22 protein-coding genes and 1 tRNA gene are annotated in these 16,643 nt (G+C 40.0%); 17 read left to right on the top strand and 6 right to left on the bottom strand.

The genetic code is table 11. From position 1 onward, the window contains the following. The 13 genes from rplO (at position 1) to prfA (ending at position 8,250) form a co-directional block, all read left to right on the top strand. Entirely contained in the window at positions 1-468 is a 468-nt protein-coding gene (rplO, locus tag P9211_RS08050; protein ID WP_012196212.1) for a 50S ribosomal protein L15, read from the top strand. Positions 469-504: 36 nt separating this feature from the next. Further along, positions 505-1,824, top strand: coding sequence for a preprotein translocase subunit SecY (gene secY / locus P9211_RS08045; RefSeq protein WP_012196211.1), 1,320 nt, complete (start codon positions 505-507; stop codon positions 1,822-1,824). Positions 1,825-1,842: 18 nt separating this feature from the next. Then, a complete protein-coding gene (locus P9211_RS08040) occupies positions 1,843-2,403 on the top strand; it encodes an adenylate kinase (protein ID WP_012196210.1) in 561 nt (186 codons plus the stop codon). Between the two features lie 36 nt (positions 2,404-2,439). After that, a complete protein-coding gene (gene rpmJ / locus P9211_RS09460; RefSeq protein ID WP_011125841.1) occupies positions 2,440-2,556 on the top strand; it encodes a 50S ribosomal protein L36 in 117 nt (38 codons plus the stop codon). 94 nt (positions 2,557-2,650) lie between these two features. After that, entirely contained in the window at positions 2,651-3,016 is a 366-nt protein-coding gene (rpsM, locus tag P9211_RS08035) for a 30S ribosomal protein S13 (protein ID WP_012196209.1), read from the top strand. Between the two features lie 62 nt (positions 3,017-3,078). Then, on the top strand, positions 3,079-3,471 hold the full coding sequence (gene rpsK / locus P9211_RS08030) for a 30S ribosomal protein S11 (RefSeq protein WP_012196208.1): 393 nt from the start codon (positions 3,079-3,081) through the stop codon (positions 3,469-3,471). A gap of 49 nt (positions 3,472-3,520) precedes the next feature. Next, positions 3,521-4,459 (top strand): DNA-directed RNA polymerase subunit alpha, encoded by a 939-nt coding sequence (locus P9211_RS08025; protein ID WP_012196207.1) that lies wholly within the window; start codon positions 3,521-3,523, stop codon positions 4,457-4,459. Between the two features lie 30 nt (positions 4,460-4,489). Beyond that, entirely contained in the window at positions 4,490-4,840 is a 351-nt protein-coding gene (rplQ, locus tag P9211_RS08020) for a 50S ribosomal protein L17 (protein ID WP_012196206.1), read from the top strand. A gap of 32 nt (positions 4,841-4,872) precedes the next feature. Beyond that, positions 4,873-5,742, top strand: a complete 870-nt coding sequence (gene truA, locus P9211_RS08015) for a tRNA pseudouridine(38-40) synthase TruA (protein WP_012196205.1) — start codon at positions 4,873-4,875, stop codon at positions 5,740-5,742. A 194-nt stretch (positions 5,743-5,936) separates the two neighbouring features. After that, positions 5,937-6,386: a 50S ribosomal protein L13 gene (rplM, locus tag P9211_RS08010; protein ID WP_041391628.1), complete on the top strand. Its 450-nt coding sequence runs from the start codon at positions 5,937-5,939 to the stop codon at positions 6,384-6,386. After that, positions 6,386-6,799: a 30S ribosomal protein S9 gene (gene rpsI, locus P9211_RS08005; protein ID WP_012196203.1), complete on the top strand. Its 414-nt coding sequence runs from the start codon at positions 6,386-6,388 to the stop codon at positions 6,797-6,799. Before rplM ends, rpsI begins: the two co-directional genes overlap by 1 nt. A 44-nt stretch (positions 6,800-6,843) precedes the next feature. Continuing rightward, positions 6,844-7,128 (top strand): 50S ribosomal protein L31, encoded by a 285-nt coding sequence (gene rpmE, locus P9211_RS08000; protein WP_012196202.1) that lies wholly within the window; start codon positions 6,844-6,846, stop codon positions 7,126-7,128. A gap of 24 nt (positions 7,129-7,152) precedes the next feature. Next, entirely contained in the window at positions 7,153-8,250 is a 1,098-nt protein-coding gene (gene prfA / locus P9211_RS07995; RefSeq protein WP_012196201.1) for a peptide chain release factor 1, read from the top strand. Positions 8,251-8,257: 7 nt separating this feature from the next. Here prfA and P9211_RS07990 read toward each other — a convergent pair whose 3' ends face one another. Next, a complete protein-coding gene (locus tag P9211_RS07990) occupies positions 8,258-8,764 on the bottom strand; it encodes an HNH endonuclease (RefSeq protein ID WP_012196200.1) in 507 nt (168 codons plus the stop codon). Between the two features lie 71 nt (positions 8,765-8,835). On the opposite strand from P9211_RS07990, the gene alr reads away from it, so the two are divergent. Both alr and P9211_RS07980 read left to right on the top strand, forming a co-directional pair. Next, positions 8,836-9,981 carry an alanine racemase gene (gene alr / locus P9211_RS07985; RefSeq protein ID WP_012196199.1) on the top strand — a complete coding sequence of 382 codons (1,146 nt, stop codon included), beginning with the start codon at positions 8,836-8,838 and terminating at the stop codon, positions 9,979-9,981. 65 nt (positions 9,982-10,046) lie between these two features. After that, positions 10,047-10,135: transfer RNA gene (locus tag P9211_RS07980), tRNA-Ser, on the top strand. Positions 10,136-10,366: 231 nt separating this feature from the next. On the opposite strand, the gene P9211_RS07975 is transcribed toward P9211_RS07980, so the two are convergent. Then, on the bottom strand, positions 10,367-10,966 hold the full coding sequence (locus P9211_RS07975; protein ID WP_012196198.1) for a photosystem I reaction center protein subunit XI: 600 nt from the start codon (positions 10,964-10,966) through the stop codon (positions 10,367-10,369). Between the two features lie 45 nt (positions 10,967-11,011). After that, positions 11,012-11,128 (bottom strand): photosystem I reaction center subunit VIII, encoded by a 117-nt coding sequence (locus P9211_RS09455; RefSeq protein ID WP_012196197.1) that lies wholly within the window; start codon positions 11,126-11,128, stop codon positions 11,012-11,014. Positions 11,129-11,239: 111 nt separating this feature from the next. On the opposite strand from P9211_RS09455, the gene P9211_RS09145 reads away from it, so the two are divergent. Further along, the gene (locus P9211_RS09145; protein ID WP_012196196.1) at positions 11,240-11,710 is read left to right on the top strand and encodes a HEAT repeat domain-containing protein; all 471 of its coding nucleotides are present in this window, start codon (positions 11,240-11,242) and stop codon (positions 11,708-11,710) included. Here P9211_RS09145 and P9211_RS07965 read toward each other — a convergent pair. Both P9211_RS07965 and P9211_RS07960 read right to left on the bottom strand, forming a co-directional pair. Continuing rightward, positions 11,665-12,630, bottom strand: coding sequence for a glycosyltransferase (locus P9211_RS07965; protein ID WP_012196195.1), 966 nt, complete (start codon positions 12,628-12,630; stop codon positions 11,665-11,667). The genes P9211_RS09145 and P9211_RS07965 overlap by 46 nt on opposite strands. Before the next feature lie 42 nt (positions 12,631-12,672). Further along, on the bottom strand, positions 12,673-13,377 hold the full coding sequence (locus P9211_RS07960) for a C40 family peptidase (RefSeq protein WP_225866205.1): 705 nt from the start codon (positions 13,375-13,377) through the stop codon (positions 12,673-12,675). 53 nt (positions 13,378-13,430) lie between these two features. On the opposite strand from P9211_RS07960, the gene P9211_RS07955 reads away from it, so the two are divergent. After that, entirely contained in the window at positions 13,431-14,330 is a 900-nt protein-coding gene (locus P9211_RS07955) for a serine hydrolase (protein ID WP_012196193.1), read from the top strand. Positions 14,331-14,408: 78 nt separating this feature from the next. Here P9211_RS07955 and psaB read toward each other — a convergent pair whose 3' ends face one another. Beyond that, positions 14,409-16,637: a photosystem I core protein PsaB gene (gene psaB / locus P9211_RS07950; protein WP_012196192.1), complete on the bottom strand. Its 2,229-nt coding sequence runs from the start codon at positions 16,635-16,637 to the stop codon at positions 14,409-14,411. Positions 16,638-16,643: the final 6 nt, after the last annotated feature.

Here is a 16,643-nt window from a genome sequence, read left to right as displayed (position 1 = left end):
ATGACTATTAAACTTGACTCTCTAAAACCAAATAAAGGTTCCAGGCGTAGAAAATTACGTAAAGGTCGTGGGATTGCTGCTGGACAGGGTGCAAGCTGTGGCTTTGGTATGCGAGGGCAGAAGTCCCGCTCAGGGAGACCAACTCGCCCTGGATTTGAAGGTGGACAGATGCCTTTATATAGACGAGTACCAAAATTAAAGCATTTCCCTTTAGTTAATCCAAAGAGCTATAGCATCGTTAATGTTGCATCCTTAAATCAATTAAAGGATGGGAGCAAAGTGAATTTGGATGTTCTAGTAAAAGAAGGCATTCTAACTAGCCCAAAATATCCTTTGAAGGTTTTAGGCAATGGAAATCTCAAAGTAAAGCTTAACGTTCAAGCTGCCGCATTCACTATGTCTGCGAAAAGTAAAATAGAAGGGGCAGGGGGCACCTGTGAAACCTTTGATTACAAGAAGTTTGATTAGATTGACTTTCTTAGTTTTCAATAATTAATCATTTCAATGCTTGTTAGTAGAGGTCGTAATCCAAGTGCATCTGAAGTAGTTTCTCAGCTTGTACTTAACAAAGAACTAAGAGGAAGGGTTTTAATTACCTTAGGGATGTTGCTTTTAGTTCGACTAGGCATTTATATCCCTGTCCCAGGGATAGATAGGGAAGCTTTTAAAGAATTTATCCAGCAAGGGGGGCAATTAATTGGGTTTTTAGATATTTTTACTGGTGGAGGAATTTCAACACTAGGAATTTTTGCACTTGGCATACTTCCATTTATTAATGCATCAATCATCATTCAACTATTAACAGCTGCATTGCCTCAGTTGGAAGATCTGCAAAAGAATGAAGGTGAAGCTGGGAGAAGGAAGATTGCGCAAATCACACGTTATTTAGCCCTTGGATGGGGTTTAATGCAGAGTTTAGTCTTTGCTCTAATTCTCAGGCAATATTCTATTGAAAGCTTAAGTGAAGTTTCATTTGTTTTTCAAACTGCCATAGCTTTAGTCACAGGATCAATGATTGTTATGTGGCTTAGCGAGATCATTACAGAGCGTGGGATAGGTCAAGGTGCTTCGCTGGTAATCTTTTTAAATATTGTTGCCACTCTTCCAAAGGCACTGAGTTCAACTATAGAGAAAGCACAAACTGGAGATAGAAATGATGTTGTTGGGATAATTGTTCTTTTAGTTGTTTTTCTCATAACAATCGTTGGGATTATTTTTGTTCAGGAGGGTGCAAGACGCTTGCCAATTGTCAGCGCAAAAAGGCAGATAGGAGGAACTGCATTGTTGCCTAATCGACAAAGCTATTTGCCTTTAAAGCTAAATGCAGGTGGTGTGATGCCCATTATTTTTGCGTCTGCATTGATTTTTTTACCTATTACGATTGCAAATTTCACCAAAAATCCTTTTTTAATTAGAGCTGCAGGCGCCTTGAACCCATCTGCTTCTAACCCTTGGCCATATGCTCTGACTTTCTTTGCCTTGATCCTAGGATTTGCTTACTTTTACGCATCATTAACTATTAACCCAATTGACATAGCAGCCAATTTAAAGCGAGGTGGTGTAGCTATCCCTGGAGTTAGGCCTGGAAGTGCAACTTCAAAGTATCTCTCATCTGTTCAGAATCGATTGACTTTATTGGGCGGATTGTTTTTAGGATCCGTAGCAATTGTTCCTGCTGCTGTAGAAAGAGCTACGAATGTACAAACTTTCCAGGGGCTAGGAGCCACATCTTTATTGATACTTGTTGGAGTTGCAATAGATACTGCAAAGCAAGTGCAGACTTATGTGATTTCTCAGCGATATGAAGGTCTTGTCCGACAATAAATATTTTATTTTAATTATATGAAAAGCAGATTGTTGTTTTTAGGACCCCCTGGAGCGGGGAAGGGTACACAGGCAAAGCTTTTGTGTGAGAATCAAGGTCTTATTCATTTGTCTACTGGAGACTTGTTGCGAGCTGAAGTCAATGCTCAAAGTCCCTTAGGGAAAGAAGCTGCTCTTATTATGAATAAAGGAGAATTAGTAAGTGATGAGATTGTTTTATCTATTGTTCAGAAGAGACTGAGTGCAGATGCTAAATCAGGGTGGTTATTAGATGGCTTTCCAAGAAACCTCATACAAGCTCAGTCATTGCAACAATTATTGGAAAATGTTTCACAACCTATTCAAGCAGTTTTGTTAATAGAATTAGATGATGAAACTTTAATTAAGCGACTTTTGTCTCGAGGCAGATCAGATGATACTCAAGAAGTAATAAGGCATCGTTTGGAAGTTTATAGAGAGAAAACTGCTCCATTGGTAGATTTCTATCAGAGCTTAGGCATTCTTGTAAAAATTCAAGGTGAAGGAGATGTCAAAGATGTTGCTCTAACAATTAGATCAGCTTTAGGCTTAGTAATGTAGTAAAATTGATGTTTGCAAACTTGGAGCCACACCCATATGAAGGTGCGAGCCTCAGTCAAAAAAATGTGTGAAAAATGCCGGGTGATTCGTCGCCATGGTCGGGTAATGGTCATTTGCACTGCTACCCAAAAGCACAAGCAGCGTCAAGGTTAATTTTTACTTTGGACTGCTCAAAAAAGGGCTTTGCTTTTTGGTTTAACCAAAACTAGCTTTGTTCTATCTCAAGTTCCTTTTGATTCAAACTTAAGTGGCAAGAATCGCTGGCATCGACATACCTCGCGAAAAGCGGGTTGAAGTTGCTCTTACATACATTTATGGTGTTGGTCTCACAAGAGCCAAATCCATCCTCGCCAAAGCTGGGGTAAATCCTGACATACGTGTCAAGGATTTAGATGATGGAGATGTACAAAAGCTTAGGACTGCTGTTGAATCATTCACCCTTGAGGGTGACTTGAGGAGACAAGAGGGCATGGCCCTCAAGCGATTACAAGATATTGGATGTCTTCGTGGTCGTCGTCACAGAATGAGCCTCCCAGTTAGAGGACAACGTACTAGGACAAATGCTCGTACTAGAAGGGGTTCTCGCAAAACAGTTGCAGGCAGAAAGAAATAAACTTTAACCCTTGCCTTTAGAGGCTTATTACATCACTTTATTATTTCAAAAGGCCCAGCCAAATGGCCACACCCGCAAAGAAAACTGGTTCTAAAAAGTCTAAGCGCAACGTCCCAAACGGCGTTGTGCATATTCAAAGCACTTTTAATAACACCATCGTTTCAATCACTGATACTAATGGTGAAGTTGTTTCTTGGTCTTCTGCAGGGGCAAGTGGATTTAAAGGTGCCCGAAAAGGTACCCCATTCGCTGCTCAAACTGCCGCTGAGGCAGCAGCAAGACGTGCTCTAGAACAAGGTATGAGACAAATCGAGGTTCTCGTAAGAGGACCAGGTTCCGGCCGGGAAACAGCCATAAGAGCTTTGCAAGTTGCTGGCTTGGAGATTACTTTGATCAGAGATGTTACTCCTCTTCCTCACAATGGTTGCAGGAGACCCAAACGCAGACGCGTTTGATCCTTCTTCACTTACGTGAAAACCTTCCCTTATTTTCTTGATTCAGCCCGTGTTGCAATACCAGATTGATCGGATCGACCATCAAATTTCCGATGACCGCTCTCAAACAGGTTTATTCCTCATAGGACCTCTTGAAAGAGGTCAAGCAACTACGTTAGGTAACTCTCTTCGAAGAGTTCTTATGGGAGGTCTTGAAGGAAGCGCTGTTACGGCAGTTCGCATATCTGGCGTAAATCATGAATATGCAACTATCCCTGGAGTGAGAGAAGATGTTTTAGATATTCTCCTAAATTGCAAGCAGCTTTCAGTAAATAGTAGAAGTCCAGAACTTGAAATAGGCCGTTTAGTGGTTAATGGACCTGCAGAAGTTAAAGCCCGTGATGTGCAATTTTCTTCTCAGGTACAAGTTGTTGATGGAGATAGACCAATAGCCACTGTGCATTCAGGACATAGCCTTGAATTGGAGCTGCATGTAGAAAGGGGAGTTGGCTATCGTCCAGTTGATCGTCATAACGAAGAAACAACTTCAATTGATTTGCTTCATATTGATGCTGTTTTTATGCCAATTAAGAAGGTGAATTTCAATATTGACGAAACGGCTGTTGCTGAAGGTGGTTCAACTAGAGAAAGATTGAAAATGGAGATAGTAACTGATGGATCCATGTCTCCTGATGATGCTTTAGCAGAGGCGGCAAATCAATTAATAGAACTATTTCAACCTTTAGCAACAGTAACTATGGTTGAAGAAATACCTCAAGAGCCAGAACCTTCTGCTGAGGCTCAAATTCCTTTAGAAGAATTGAATCTATCTGTTAGAGCCTATAACTGTTTGAAAAGAGCCCAAGTGAATTCAGTTTCTGATTTGATGGGATTTAGCTACGAGGATCTATTAGAAATTAAGAATTTCGGGTCCAAGTCTGCTGATGAAGTTATTGAAGCTTTAGAACGAATTGGAATTTCTATTCCACAGAGTCGGACTTCAGCGTAAAATTTTTTTATTCAAGGAAACTTTATAACAATGAGACATCAATTACGAGTGCCCAAACTTGGTAGGCCAGCAGACCAAAGGAAGGCCATTTTAAGAGGGTTAACTACTCAACTAATTCGCGAGGGAAGAGTTACAACAACTAAAGCAAAGGCAAAGGCACTTAGGAATGAAGCTGAAAGAATGATTACTTTGGCGAAAGAGGGAACTCTTGCTGCAAGAAGAAGGGCAATTGGTTATATATATGACAAAAAATTAGTGCATCAACTTTTTGAAAAGGCACAAGATCGATATGGGGATAGAGAAGGAGGATATACCAGAATAGTTAGGACTGTTCCTCGAAGAGGAGACAATGCCGAAATGGCTATCATTGAGCTTGTATAACAACCATTCTTGATCAATAAAAGCTTCAGATAATGGAGACTGAGGCATCAAATGAATCAATTGAAAAATCTCTTCCCAAAAGGATTGCTTTATTAATTCAATATAATGGAAGTGGTTTTTGTGGTTGGCAGCGTCAAAAGGAAGGCAATAGTGTTCAATCAATTCTTGAAGAAGCAGTATCTTCCCTAGACCCTTTTCAACCTATAAAAGTTGTTGCTGCTGGAAGAACAGATTCTGGAGTACATGCTTCTGGTCAGGTAGCTCATTTTGACTGTTCTGGCTTTATTCCTGCTAATAGATGGGCGGCAGCCTTAAATGGAAGATTGCCTAAAGCGATTCGTGTTCGTTACTCTGCTTTACGCCCCATCACTTGGCATGCTTGCTTTTCAGCAACCTATCGAAGATATAGATACACAATTTATAATGGCTGTAAGCCGAACTTATTTTTATCTCCTTGGTGCTGGCATAGATATCAATTTCGTCTTGATGAAAACCTAATGAATTTGGCTTTGCAAGGGATCAAGGGTTTTCACGATTTCACAGCATTTCAAAGGGCAGGAAGTAACCGGCCAAATGCATTAACAACAGTGGAAGATGTTCATCTTTTTAGACAAGGAGATTTGGTAAGTATTGATATTCAAGCAACGGGTTTTTTATATGGAATGGTTCGGCTATTGGTAGGGCAACTCGTTGCGGTTGGAGAGCATAGAATTAGCGTTGCAGAATTTGAAAGGCGTTGGAAATTAAAATTAAGGGAAGAGGTTAGAGAAGCTGCTCCTCCAAATGGATTATCACTAATTAGAGTGGGTTATGAAACAATGATTTTTCCAGAGAATATTGCCTTTGATAGCTTTCCTTTTTTTTCTTTATCTACTTCAGATCCCCCTCCATCGCCTCAATAAATTTGTGGACTAGCCTTTTAGAACTTTTAAGTAAAAAAAAATTGTCAGTATTTTGCTAGTAAGCCCGCCTTCTATGTACTTTGAAGTGTAAAATTAAAGTTTGAGCATTTAAAGCTAATATCTATTGGCTAATGTTCAAAAAAGTTCTGTTTTTTATAAAACAGATGTATTTGCCAATCCGGTATGCCGGCGAGATGAACAAGACAATTACCCCAAAGATCGACGCAATCGACCGCCAATGGTACTTGGTTGATGCAGAGAATCAGACTCTTGGTCGACTTGCAAGTAAAATTGCATCAGTACTTAGAGGTAAAAACAAGCCAAATTTCACGCCTCATTTAGATACAGGAGATTTTGTTGTTGTTGTTAATGCAGAGAAGATTCAAATTAGTGGCAAAAAAAGCCAGCAAAAACTTTATCGTCGTCATTCAGGTCGGCCAGGCGGAATGAAAGTGGAAACCTTCAACTCTTTACAAGAAAGGATTCCTGAAAGAATTGTTGAGAAAGCAGTCAAAGGAATGCTCCCTCACAATTCTTTAGGCAGACAATTGTTCAGAAAATTGAAGGTTTACAAGGGCGCTGATCATCCACATGCTGCTCAAGAACCTAAGCTTCTAAATCTTGATACCAACGGATTAATTTAATGAATAGCAGCTCTCAAAGAAATACCGTTGTTTATTGGGGCACTGGCCGCAGGAAGACTTCTGTGGCTCGTGTGAGATTAATTCCAGGAACTGGGAAAATTACAATCAATGGAAGACCCGGTGATCATTATTTGAATTTTAATCCTGCTTATTTAGCTGCAGTTAAAGCCCCTTTGCAAACTTTGGGCTTGAGCGATTCATATGATGTTCTTGTTAACGTATATGGAGGCGGTCTGACAGGACAGGCAGATGCGATAAAACAAGGTGCTGCTAGAGCCTTATGCGAGCTTTCGGCTGACAATCGTAAACCACTTAAAATTGAGGGTCACTTGAGTAGAGATCCTAGAGCTAAGGAAAGGCGTAAATATGGACTGAAAAAGGCTAGGAAAGCCCCTCAGTTCTCTAAGCGTTAGAGTCCTCCTTAATCAATTTTTTTTATTCCTCGCTTTACTTAGCAATGCCAAAAGAAGATATCCATCCCACTTGGTATCCAGATGCAAAAGTTATTTGCAATGGAGAAGTGGTAATGACAACTGGTTCCACGCAACCAGAAATCCATGTTGATGTTTGGAGTGGGAATCACCCATTTTTTACTGGAACACAAAAGATTTTGGATACAGAAGGCCGAGTAGATCGTTTTATGCGCAAATATGGAATGGCTGATTCTGAGAATGATTCCACTGATAAGAAAAAAACAACCAATGAAAAAAAAGTTTCAGATTCTCCATCAAAAGAGTCTTAAGTATTAATAGGAAGTTGATGTGGAATGGACACTTCAACCCTCAAGATTAGGTTAGAGACAGCCAGGTCAAGCTTCCAAAACTTGGAACTCCAATTGGCTGACCCTGATGTTGCTTCAGACCCTAAACGGTTGGAGACAATCGCTCGTGAGAGAGCTCGTTTAGAACCTTTGGTTTTGGATTATGAAAAGCTTCTTGAGATAGAAGAAGAATTGTTAGAAGTAAAAGATGTCTTGCGAGAGAGTAAATCAGATAAGGATTTAGAGGAGCTAGCTCAGGATGAGATGCGAAAGCTAGAACTTTTTAAAACAAATTTGATAAATCAGTTGACATTAGCCCTTTTGCCAAAAGATCCTAGGGATGAACGTAGTGTAATGCTTGAGATTAGAGCAGGGGCTGGTGGAGATGAGGCTTGTATTTGGGCTGGTGACTTGGCCAGAATGTATGAAAGATATGGTCAGAAGATTGGGTGGTCAGTAAGACCAATTAGCTCAACAGATGCAGATTTAGGAGGCTTTCGTGAATTAATTATTTCTGTAAAAGGAGATTCAGTGTTTAGTCAACTCAAATTCGAAGCAGGGGTACACAGGGTTCAAAGGGTTCCTGCCACAGAATCGCAAGGCAGGGTGCATACTTCCACAGCGACAGTTGCTGTAATGCCAGAAGCAGACCCGGTTGAAGTTCAGCTGGACCCTGGAGATCTAGAAATTAGTACTGCTCGCTCTGGAGGAGCTGGAGGGCAAAATGTTAATAAGGTTGAAACAGCTGTGGATTTGCTCCACAAACCAACTGGAATCAGAGTTTTTTGCACACAAGAACGCTCTCAGCTTCAGAACAGAGAACGAGCTATGGAGATTCTGCGAGCAAAATTACTAGAAATGGAAATTGCTGAAGCAAATGCCAAAGAAAGGTCAGCAAGACTGGCTCAAGTAGGAACTGGAGATCGTAGCGAAAAGATTAGAACTTATAACTATAAAGACAATCGAACTACTGATCATCGCTTGGGCATTAATTTTCCATTAGAGAATGTTCTTGAAGGTGAATTAGATAATTTGATCGGAGCTTGTATAGCTGAAGAACAAAGATTGATGATAGAAGAATTAGGCGAGCAGTCCGAGAATTAACTCGAATTCACCTAACCCAGCCAATAACATATTTCTTCCATTCTTTATGCTGACCAGAGTTTATGAGCTTGGTTGTTTCAAAATTAATTGTGCTTATAGGTTTATAGGGCTTTGTTTTTAAAGGCATATTTGCTTCTTGAGGGGTGCGATTCCCTTTCATAACGTTGCATGACAAGCATGCAGTAGTTACATTTTCCCAGATATCAGCCCCTCCTCGACTGCGAGGAATTACATGGTCAATCGAGAGTTTGTCACCTTTATAACCACAATATTGACAGCAGTTATTGTCGCGTTGGAGAAGAGTTTTTCTTGTAAGCGCTAATTCTTTATATGGAACTTTTATGAAATATCTCAGCCTAATGACAGTAGGCAGTTTTGTGTCGGGCCTTAAAAGCCGACTGGAATCTTCTTCCAGACTCTCAGCTTTCCCTTTAAGCATCAGCACCGTCGCTCGTCGCCACGTGGTGATATTTAAAGGTTCGTATGACGCATTTAAAACGAGAACCTGTCCCATGCAAGCTCCCTAATTAAACGGCATGCTATTGGCATGAAACGGAAGCGGCTGTTCACGTGATTACTAAGACTATGTTATTGGACAAGTTAGATCCATGCCAGAGAGCTTGGGTAGAAGTGAAGCCTGCTGCAATTGAGGCAAATACTCGCAATATCAAACAAAGATTACCTAAACAATGCATGCTAATGGCAGTTGTTAAGGCAGATGGATATGGACATGGGGCACAAACAGTAGCAAAGTCTGCTTTGGAAGGAGGTGCGCAAAGTTTAGGAGTTGCAACTTTGCAGGAAGGGATTGATTTAAGGCAAGCAGGCATTAAATCTCCAATTCTTTTGCTTGGAAATTTAACTAATGAAGAAGATTTAGATGCTTGTCTTTCTTGGAATTTAATGCCTACTATCAGTGATTACCGTGAGGCAGTAATTTGCCACAAAATTGCTGAAGAACGCGTTCAGACTTTTGCTGTACATGTAAAGGTTGATACTGGGATGACAAGGTTAGGTTGTGAATTAAGTGATGCACCATCATTGCTTAATTTCATAGATGATCTGAGGTTTCTTGATCTTGAAGGGGTTTATAGCCATCTTGCTTTGGCAGATGGAGACTTTGATGGCGAAGGGGGCAGGGTAACTTTTCACCAAAAACAAAAATTTGACAATCTTTTAAAGAGTATTTCTTTAAAAAATAAATCTATAGTTAGACACTTAGCTAATTCAGCAGGAACTCTAAGAGATTGTGGCCTTTATTACGATATGGTCCGCGTGGGTATTGCATTGTATGGATATAGTCCAATTGAATCTTTGAAGAATGACTTCTCTTTAGAACCAGCATTAGCTGTTAAGGCGAGAATAACGTTAATTAGAGAAGTACCAGCTGGAACAGGAGTTAGCTATGGTCATACGTTTATAACCAAAGAACAAAGCCGACTCGCTGTAGTTGGAATTGGCTATGCAGATGGAGTGGGAAGGGCACTCTCAGGCAAGATTTCTGTTTTGATCAATGGAAAGCTTTTCCCACAAGTAGGAGCTATTACTATGGACCAACTTGTTATAGATATAACTGGCAACTTGGATATCTCAGTAGGGAACGTCGTCACTTTATTAGGGTTTGATCAAGGTAGAAGCCTTAGTCCATATTATTGGAGTGATATAAGTGGCTCTATTCCTTGGGAAATTCTGTGTGGCTTTAAATATCGTCTTCCTCGGGTAATAGTTTGAAAATCTAAAAAAGGATAATTGTTTCTTTAAGATGAATGCTCTCTTGATAAGGTATGGAAGCGCCTGGAGAGGTGGCTGAGTGGTTGAAAGCGGCTCCCTGCTAAGGAGTTACAGGAGGCAACTCCTGTCGAGGGTTCGAATCCCTCCCTCTCCGTTTCAAGAAGTTTTAGTAGTTCTTGAGAGATCTACTCTATAAAAGGATTGGTATTAGATGCTTCCGGCCTATATTTAACTACATTCATCAATTAATTAATTATAAATCAAGACTAACTTCTTTTGACGCTTATTAAGTAAGTTTCTCAGCAATTTTTTGATTTTGATCATTACATAAAAAAACTGAGGATGAGAAACATCCTCAGTAAACAAAATTTAAATATTCACTGATTTAACCAGCTGCCCAAACGCCTTTAACTATTGGCATAATCGTATCTAAATGAAGGGTTCCACAAAGCAGCCATGCAAATACTGCTCCACCACAACCTCCTAGCCAGAATCCACTAGTGAAATCTGTCCAGCCTGTTCTAGTAAATAAATCTGTTGGAGGATTCTCTACAGTGCAATCTGAAGGCTGGACATTTGGATCTTTTCCAGGGGCCGTATACAACACAAAAAGAGCTGTGAGGATATGAACAGCACCAATAGTGCTAAGCAAACCAGCTGTTAGAGCAAAATCAGTGTTCCTAAGTGGACCTGTCATTGCAAATGGCCCATAGAGTAGATATCCAAATGCTGCTCCCACTTCAAGACCACGGAAATTAGGAGAAATTCCAGACCTATAAAATGGAAGGTTGTTAATAAAAGCCTTAGTGAAATAACCTGAATTAACAGGAGTTTCTAAGTTTCCTACAAACGGGTCTGAAACAGGTTTTACAGCCCATTGATCGGCTATACCTATATCGCCAGGTCGAATAGTGCTGTCAATATATTTCTTGTCAAACTTGACAGGCTCACCTGACTTTAAGAAAGGGTCTTGGAATTCAGTCATTGGCGAAGAAAGAACTGGGTTGACTTAAAGGGAAAGCAATGTAATTTAGTCGGCTGCTGTTATGTAGCGACCAATTAGAACGATAAATACCGCAGGAGTAACTAGCCCAATAAGAGGCACGAATACTGCAGGTAGCCAGGTGGCAGCAAACTCACTAGACATTGGATATACCTATAGATCCATAGATACTGTATAGAGTGAACATCTAATAGATCCATTGGTGACATAAAAGTTCAATCCAATTGGAGTCTTTTTTCAACCCTTTTTAATTCCATGAGTCAGTTCTTTACTGCAGGAGCCGCATTAATACTTGCTTTAAGTCTTTGGGGCCTTGGTAGAAAGCCTAAAAACTTTATGCAGAAAACATTTAAGGAAAAAACTTGGATTGATCAAAAAGGATTAGTAGAAACTAAGAAAAAACCCTATTTTGAGATACATCTTGCCTCTAAATCAGAATTTAATGAATGGCTTCCACCCAAAACCTATAGAGAGCGTGCCAACCTTAAGAAACAGCTATTTCACTGGATTTCATTGGGTCCTGAGTATAGATTGAATGCTATAGAAATCGCATCCCAATGGGGGGATTCTAGGGTAATACCAATACTTAAGCGAGGCTTAAGAGATTCTGATAGTCAAATAGTAATTTGTGCTGCAAAAGCTATGGCCAAATTCCGATGCTCCAAGCACCCAATTAAGCCTCAAATCAAATCTCGACCACCACGTAATGTTTTTCTTATGCGATAAATAGGCCTGCCTTGGCTTTCGTGATATGTACGAATTAATAATTCCCCTAATAATCCAAAGCAAAAAAGTTGAACGCCAGCAATCCCAAGAATTAAGGCAAAAGTCAAAAGCGGCCTACTTCCAATATCTTCACCTAATAACTTGATTATTAATAAATATGTGCTTGCTATAAGGCTGCCTAATATGGCAATAATTCCTCCCAAGCCAAAAACATACATAGGCCTTGTTAGGAATCGATTCATAAACCAAACTGTAAGTAAGTCCATCATTACTCGAAAAGTGCGGTCAATTCCATATTTACTTTGCCCATATTTTCTGGCCCTATGATTAACTTTTATCTCTGTAATTCTTGCTCCTTCTATATTTGCTAAAACTGGTAAGAATCGATGTAATTCGCCATAAAGTCTCACATCTGAGAGTACTTCCCTCCTATAAGCTTTTAGAGAGCAACCATAATCATTTAGTCGAATCCCTGTCACTCTCCCAATTAGGCGATTGGCAACTCTTGAAGGAAGTTTACGTCTTAATTCAGCATCTTTTCTTTGATAACGCCAACCACTAACTAAGTCATAACCTTCCTCTAGTTTATTTACTAACTTGGGTATATCTGCAGGGTCATTTTGCAAATCTCCGTCCAAGCTGACTATTACATCGCCACTAGAAAGATTAAAGCCTGCAGCCATGGCAGCAGTTTGCCCATAGTTTTTTCTAAGTATAACTCCTAATACTTCGGGAATTTCTTGTGTTAGCTTGGATAGCACATCAACACTTTTATCAGTCGAGCCATCGTTAACCAAAACTATTTCAAACTTATCATAACTATTACGCATTGCGTCTAGAATTTCATTCACTAATTGAGGAAGACTGTCCTCCTCATTGTAAATTGGGATTACTATGGAAATGTCTATATTTTTTGACATTTAGTTAATTATGGAAAAGGATTAATACAGAGGAAAAGTTGATTATGGCTGTATGCTGCCATCATAACTAGATTCCACTCTACCTATGCTACGTAGTTTGGATAGATAATAAGCAGAAATAATGTTTTTCCCATTAGGTTTTAATTCATCTATTCCAATACCATTTCTACCTTTAACACGTCCAGAACTATGCCAATAAAGTCCTTTGCCTTTATATATACCAACATGGGTACACCTTGTTTTAGTACCAAAGAAAATTAAATCACCACAAATAATTTTGTCTAAAGAATTTAATTCGAAGGTAATTGATCGACAAAAATTTTCTTGTTGGTATGAATCTCGTGGCAACCAAATTTGTTGGGATGCAAAAGCAGATTGTATTAGTCCTGAGCAGTCAAAATCTGGACCTATTGTACCTCCCCATAAATATTGGTTTGTATTTCTCGAAGCTTTTTCTACCCAATTCAATACTTTGGGTAATCTACGGTTAATTTCAGTTTTACTTAAGGAGTACGCTTCCCAAGAATCTATTGAAAAAGCAAGGTTTTCAATGTCTTTAAATTGTAACCAGCATATATAACCATCTTCTAATAATCGAACTTTAATCCTTGATGAAGAAGGCTTTTCAGGTATTTCTAATAACTCAAAAGACCTTCCTTTTACTGCTTGAGTTGCTAGTTCACTCCCTTCTTTTGTTTTGTAACCATTTACGTCAACTTTTAATTCCCAGAAACTCTTGGGAATCATTGTATTGATTGTAATAGGCTTTCCTAAGGACAGCATTGATTCATCCATGGGATATGGCGTTATATAGAGCGAATGCCCATATGACCTCTCTACTTCGGAGGTTACTTCAAAAGTTTGCAGAAGACGGGAGACCAAATCTGCAAAAAAGCATTTCCATTATTTGGATTTGTTATGAAGGTCAAAACCCTTCAAGTAGCAGTGGGTTTGGTGCTTGTTGGCTGCCCAAAAAACTAATTTATCCAGCCAGCTTAGTCAAGTTAATATATGCATGTGCAGTAGAAGATTGGCTCGATAAAGACTTGCTTGTTGAATCTTCTGAGTTGCGTCGAGCCCAATCAGACATGATCAAGCATTCTAGTAATGATGCAACTAGCTATATAGTTGATATGCTTACAGGCACTACTAGCGGCCCTTCTATTAAAGGCTTCAATTGGGAGTGTTGGAAACAGCAGAGAAATATAGTAAATAATTGGTTGAAAAGCTTTCAATTTCAAGAGTTGGACCTTATTAATTGTTCTCAGAAAACTTGGAATGATGGTCCTTATGGTAGAGAAAAAGATTTTTATGGGGATAAAAACCAAAATAGAAACGCACTAACCTCTTTAGCTGTTGCAAAAGTCTTGGAAGGAATAATGACAAGTTCATTTCTATCAATTAAAGCAACTAAAAAACTCAGAGACCTTTTATCGAGGTCTTTAGACCTTGTCTCTAGAAAAGCAGATACAGAAAACCAAATTGATGGTTTTTTAGGGGAAGGTTTGCCACAAGGAAGTCAAATTTGGAGTAAGGCAGGTTTGATGAGTGAAGCAAGGCACGATGCTGCTTGGTTTATTACCCCTAAAGGAAGTCCTACTCTTTTGGTTGTTCTATGCGAAGGGAAGGTCCTAGCAAAAGATAATTATTTACTACCTTCTTTAGCTGATGAATTAAGTAAATGGCATTTGCAGAAATAACAAAAACACCTACTGGAGTATTAGTCCAGTAGGTGTTTTCTCCTTTCCACTCAAGATTAATATCTTGTGTTTACTTAGCTATCCAAACTTGCCCGAAGTAGAAGCTATCACAAAGGCACCAAAGGTAACAAAGTTTCCTACGGTGAAATGTGTAAGTCCAACTAGACGTGCTTGAACAATTGATAAGGCAACTGGCTTATCTCTCCAACCTACAAGGTTGGCAATAGGAGTACGCTGGTGAGCCCAAACTAAAGTTTCTATGAGCTCCTGCCAGTATCCTCTCCAGGAAATCAGGAACATGAAACCTGTAGCCCAAATCAGGTGACCGAAGAGGAACATCCATGCCCACGGAGATAATGCATTAACTCCAAAGGGGTTATATCCATTGATCAGCTGAGAACTATTGAGCCATAAATAATCTCTGAACCATCCCATCAAGTAAGTACCTGACTCATTAAACTGGGCTACATTGCCTTGCCAAATAGCAAGATGCTTCCAGTGCCAATAGAAAGTTATCCAAGCGATTGTATTTAGAGCCCAGAACATTGCTAAATAAGTAGCATCCCAAGCCGAACTATCACATGTACCACCTCTACCAGGGCCATCACAAGGGAATGCATAGCCAAAGTCTTTCTTGTCAGGGATTAATTTAGTGCCTCTAGCATCAAGAGCACCTTTAATCAGTATTAAGGCAGTTGTGTGTAGTCCTAAAGCAATTGCATGGTGAACCAAGAAGTCAGCTGGCCCAATTGGGAGGAAGTTAGTTAAAGCGTCCTGACGATTAATAAGATCCATCCAATAATGGTTACCAGGCATGCTGTTTGCAGCCAAGGTTGCAGAACTATTTGCATTAGCTAATAACGCATCAATGCCATACATGACTTTTCCACTAAAGGCTTGAATAGCCTGAGCAAAAACTGGTTCAATGAGAATTTGCTTTTCTGGATTGCCAAAAGCAACTACAACGTCGTTATGAACATAAAGACCAAGAGTATGGAACCCAAGAAGCATAGTTACCCAGCTGAGGTGACTAATTAATGCTTCCTTAGTCTCTAGAACTCTTGCCAGAACGTTATCTTTATTGAGTTCGGGATCATAATCCCTCACAAAAAAGATTGCTCCATGAGAGAAAGCACCAACCATCAAGAACATTGCTATGTATTGATGGTGTGTATAAAGAGCAGATTGGGTTGTGTAGTCCCTGGCTATAAATGCATAAGAAGGAAGTGCACCCATGTGCTGAGCAACCAAACTACATGCAGCACCTAATGAAGCTAGAGCCAGACCAAGTTGGAAATGAAGAGAGTTGTTAACTGTCTCATAAATTCCATTGTGATTTATTCCGAAATGACCTTTATGAGGATCATTTGGATGGCCAGTGTTATGAGCCTCTGTAATTTCTTTAAGGGTGTGACCAATTCCAAAAGTATTTCTATACATATGGCCAGCAATGATAAACATCACACCTATTGCTAGATGGTGATGTGCAATATCAGTGAGCCATAGTGATTCACTTTGAGGGTGAAGTCCACCTAAGAACGTAAATATTGCGGTACCTGCACCTTGCGAAGTTCCAAAAACTGCATCCAAGGAGTCTGGGTTTTGTGCATAAGCACCCCAATTCAATGAAAAGAATGGAGCCAAACCTTCTGGGTGAGGAAGAACTGTTAACCAGTTATCCCAGCCAATATGTTGGCCTCTGGACTCAGGAATTGCCACATGAACAAGGTGACCAGTCCAGGCAATGCTGCTAAAGCCAAATAAAACTGCTAAATGATGGTTGAGTTGAGCTTCAGCATTTTTGAACCATGCCAAAGAAGGCCTGAACTTTGGCTGAAGATGCAACCAACCTGCGAATAGGAGCCAGCAAACAAGGATATTTAAGAAAATTGCACCTTGAAATAGCTGCTCATTTGTTCTCATTCCTATTGTGTACCACCAGTGGTATAGGCCGGAATAAGCAATATTTACTGGGGAAGTTGCCCCTGCTTGAGTTAAGGCGTCTGTTAGACCTTGACCAAAGTGAGGGTCCCAGATTGCGTGTGCTATTGGGCGAATATGAAGTGGGTCGGTAACCCACTGTTCATAGTTGCCCTGCCAGGCGATGTGGAACAGGTTCCCAGCAACCCATAAGCCAATAATGGCTAGGTGACCAAAGTGTGTAGCAAACAGCTTTTGATAAAGCTGTTCTTCGGTCATTCCGTCATGGCTCTCGAAGTCGTGAGCCGTGGCGATTCCGTACCAAATACGTCGGGTTGTTGGGTCCTGTGCCAGACCCTGGTTAAACGATGGAAATTTCGTTGCCATTGAGGG

It is taken from the genome of Prochlorococcus marinus str. MIT 9211, from assembly GCF_000018585.1.
Lineage (GTDB): Bacteria > Cyanobacteriota > Cyanobacteriia > PCC-6307 > Cyanobiaceae > Prochlorococcus_D > Prochlorococcus_D marinus_B.
The sequence above is the reverse complement of the archived record's forward strand: the minus strand, read 5'-3'. Positions and strand labels throughout refer to the sequence as shown.

Excerpts from the sequence above, each read along its gene's own strand:
- rplM (WP_041391628.1), top strand. The coding sequence starts at position 5,937 with ATGAACAAGACAATTACCCCAAAGATCGACGCAATCGACCGCCAATGG.
- prfA (WP_012196201.1), top strand. The coding sequence starts at position 7,153 with ATGGACACTTCAACCCTCAAGATTAGGTTAGAGACAGCCAGGTCAAGC.
- secY (WP_012196211.1), top strand. The coding sequence starts at position 505 with ATGCTTGTTAGTAGAGGTCGTAATCCAAGTGCATCTGAAGTAGTTTCT.
- P9211_RS09455 (WP_012196197.1), bottom strand. The coding sequence starts at position 11,128 with ATGTCTAGTGAGTTTGCTGCCACCTGGCTACCTGCAGTATTCGTGCCT.
- rplO (WP_012196212.1), top strand. The coding sequence starts at position 1 with ATGACTATTAAACTTGACTCTCTAAAACCAAATAAAGGTTCCAGGCGT.
- alr (WP_012196199.1), top strand. The coding sequence starts at position 8,836 with ATGTTATTGGACAAGTTAGATCCATGCCAGAGAGCTTGGGTAGAAGTG.
- P9211_RS09145 (WP_012196196.1), top strand. The coding sequence starts at position 11,240 with ATGAGTCAGTTCTTTACTGCAGGAGCCGCATTAATACTTGCTTTAAGT.
- rpsI (WP_012196203.1), top strand. The coding sequence starts at position 6,386 with ATGAATAGCAGCTCTCAAAGAAATACCGTTGTTTATTGGGGCACTGGC.
- P9211_RS07955 (WP_012196193.1), top strand. The coding sequence starts at position 13,431 with ATGGCGTTATATAGAGCGAATGCCCATATGACCTCTCTACTTCGGAGG.
- rpsK (WP_012196208.1), top strand. The coding sequence starts at position 3,079 with ATGGCCACACCCGCAAAGAAAACTGGTTCTAAAAAGTCTAAGCGCAAC.
- rpmE (WP_012196202.1), top strand. The coding sequence starts at position 6,844 with ATGCCAAAAGAAGATATCCATCCCACTTGGTATCCAGATGCAAAAGTT.
- rpmJ (WP_011125841.1), top strand. The coding sequence starts at position 2,440 with ATGAAGGTGCGAGCCTCAGTCAAAAAAATGTGTGAAAAATGCCGGGTG.
- P9211_RS08040 (WP_012196210.1), top strand. The coding sequence starts at position 1,843 with ATGAAAAGCAGATTGTTGTTTTTAGGACCCCCTGGAGCGGGGAAGGGT.
- rplQ (WP_012196206.1), top strand. The coding sequence starts at position 4,490 with ATGAGACATCAATTACGAGTGCCCAAACTTGGTAGGCCAGCAGACCAA.
- P9211_RS07990 (WP_012196200.1), bottom strand. The coding sequence starts at position 8,764 with ATGGGACAGGTTCTCGTTTTAAATGCGTCATACGAACCTTTAAATATC.
- truA (WP_012196205.1), top strand. The coding sequence starts at position 4,873 with ATGGAGACTGAGGCATCAAATGAATCAATTGAAAAATCTCTTCCCAAA.
- psaB (WP_012196192.1), bottom strand. The coding sequence starts at position 16,637 with ATGGCAACGAAATTTCCATCGTTTAACCAGGGTCTGGCACAGGACCCA.
- P9211_RS07975 (WP_012196198.1), bottom strand. The coding sequence starts at position 10,966 with ATGACTGAATTCCAAGACCCTTTCTTAAAGTCAGGTGAGCCTGTCAAG.
- P9211_RS07960 (WP_225866205.1), bottom strand. The coding sequence starts at position 13,377 with ATGATTCCCAAGAGTTTCTGGGAATTAAAAGTTGACGTAAATGGTTAC.
- P9211_RS07965 (WP_012196195.1), bottom strand. The coding sequence starts at position 12,630 with ATGTCAAAAAATATAGACATTTCCATAGTAATCCCAATTTACAATGAG.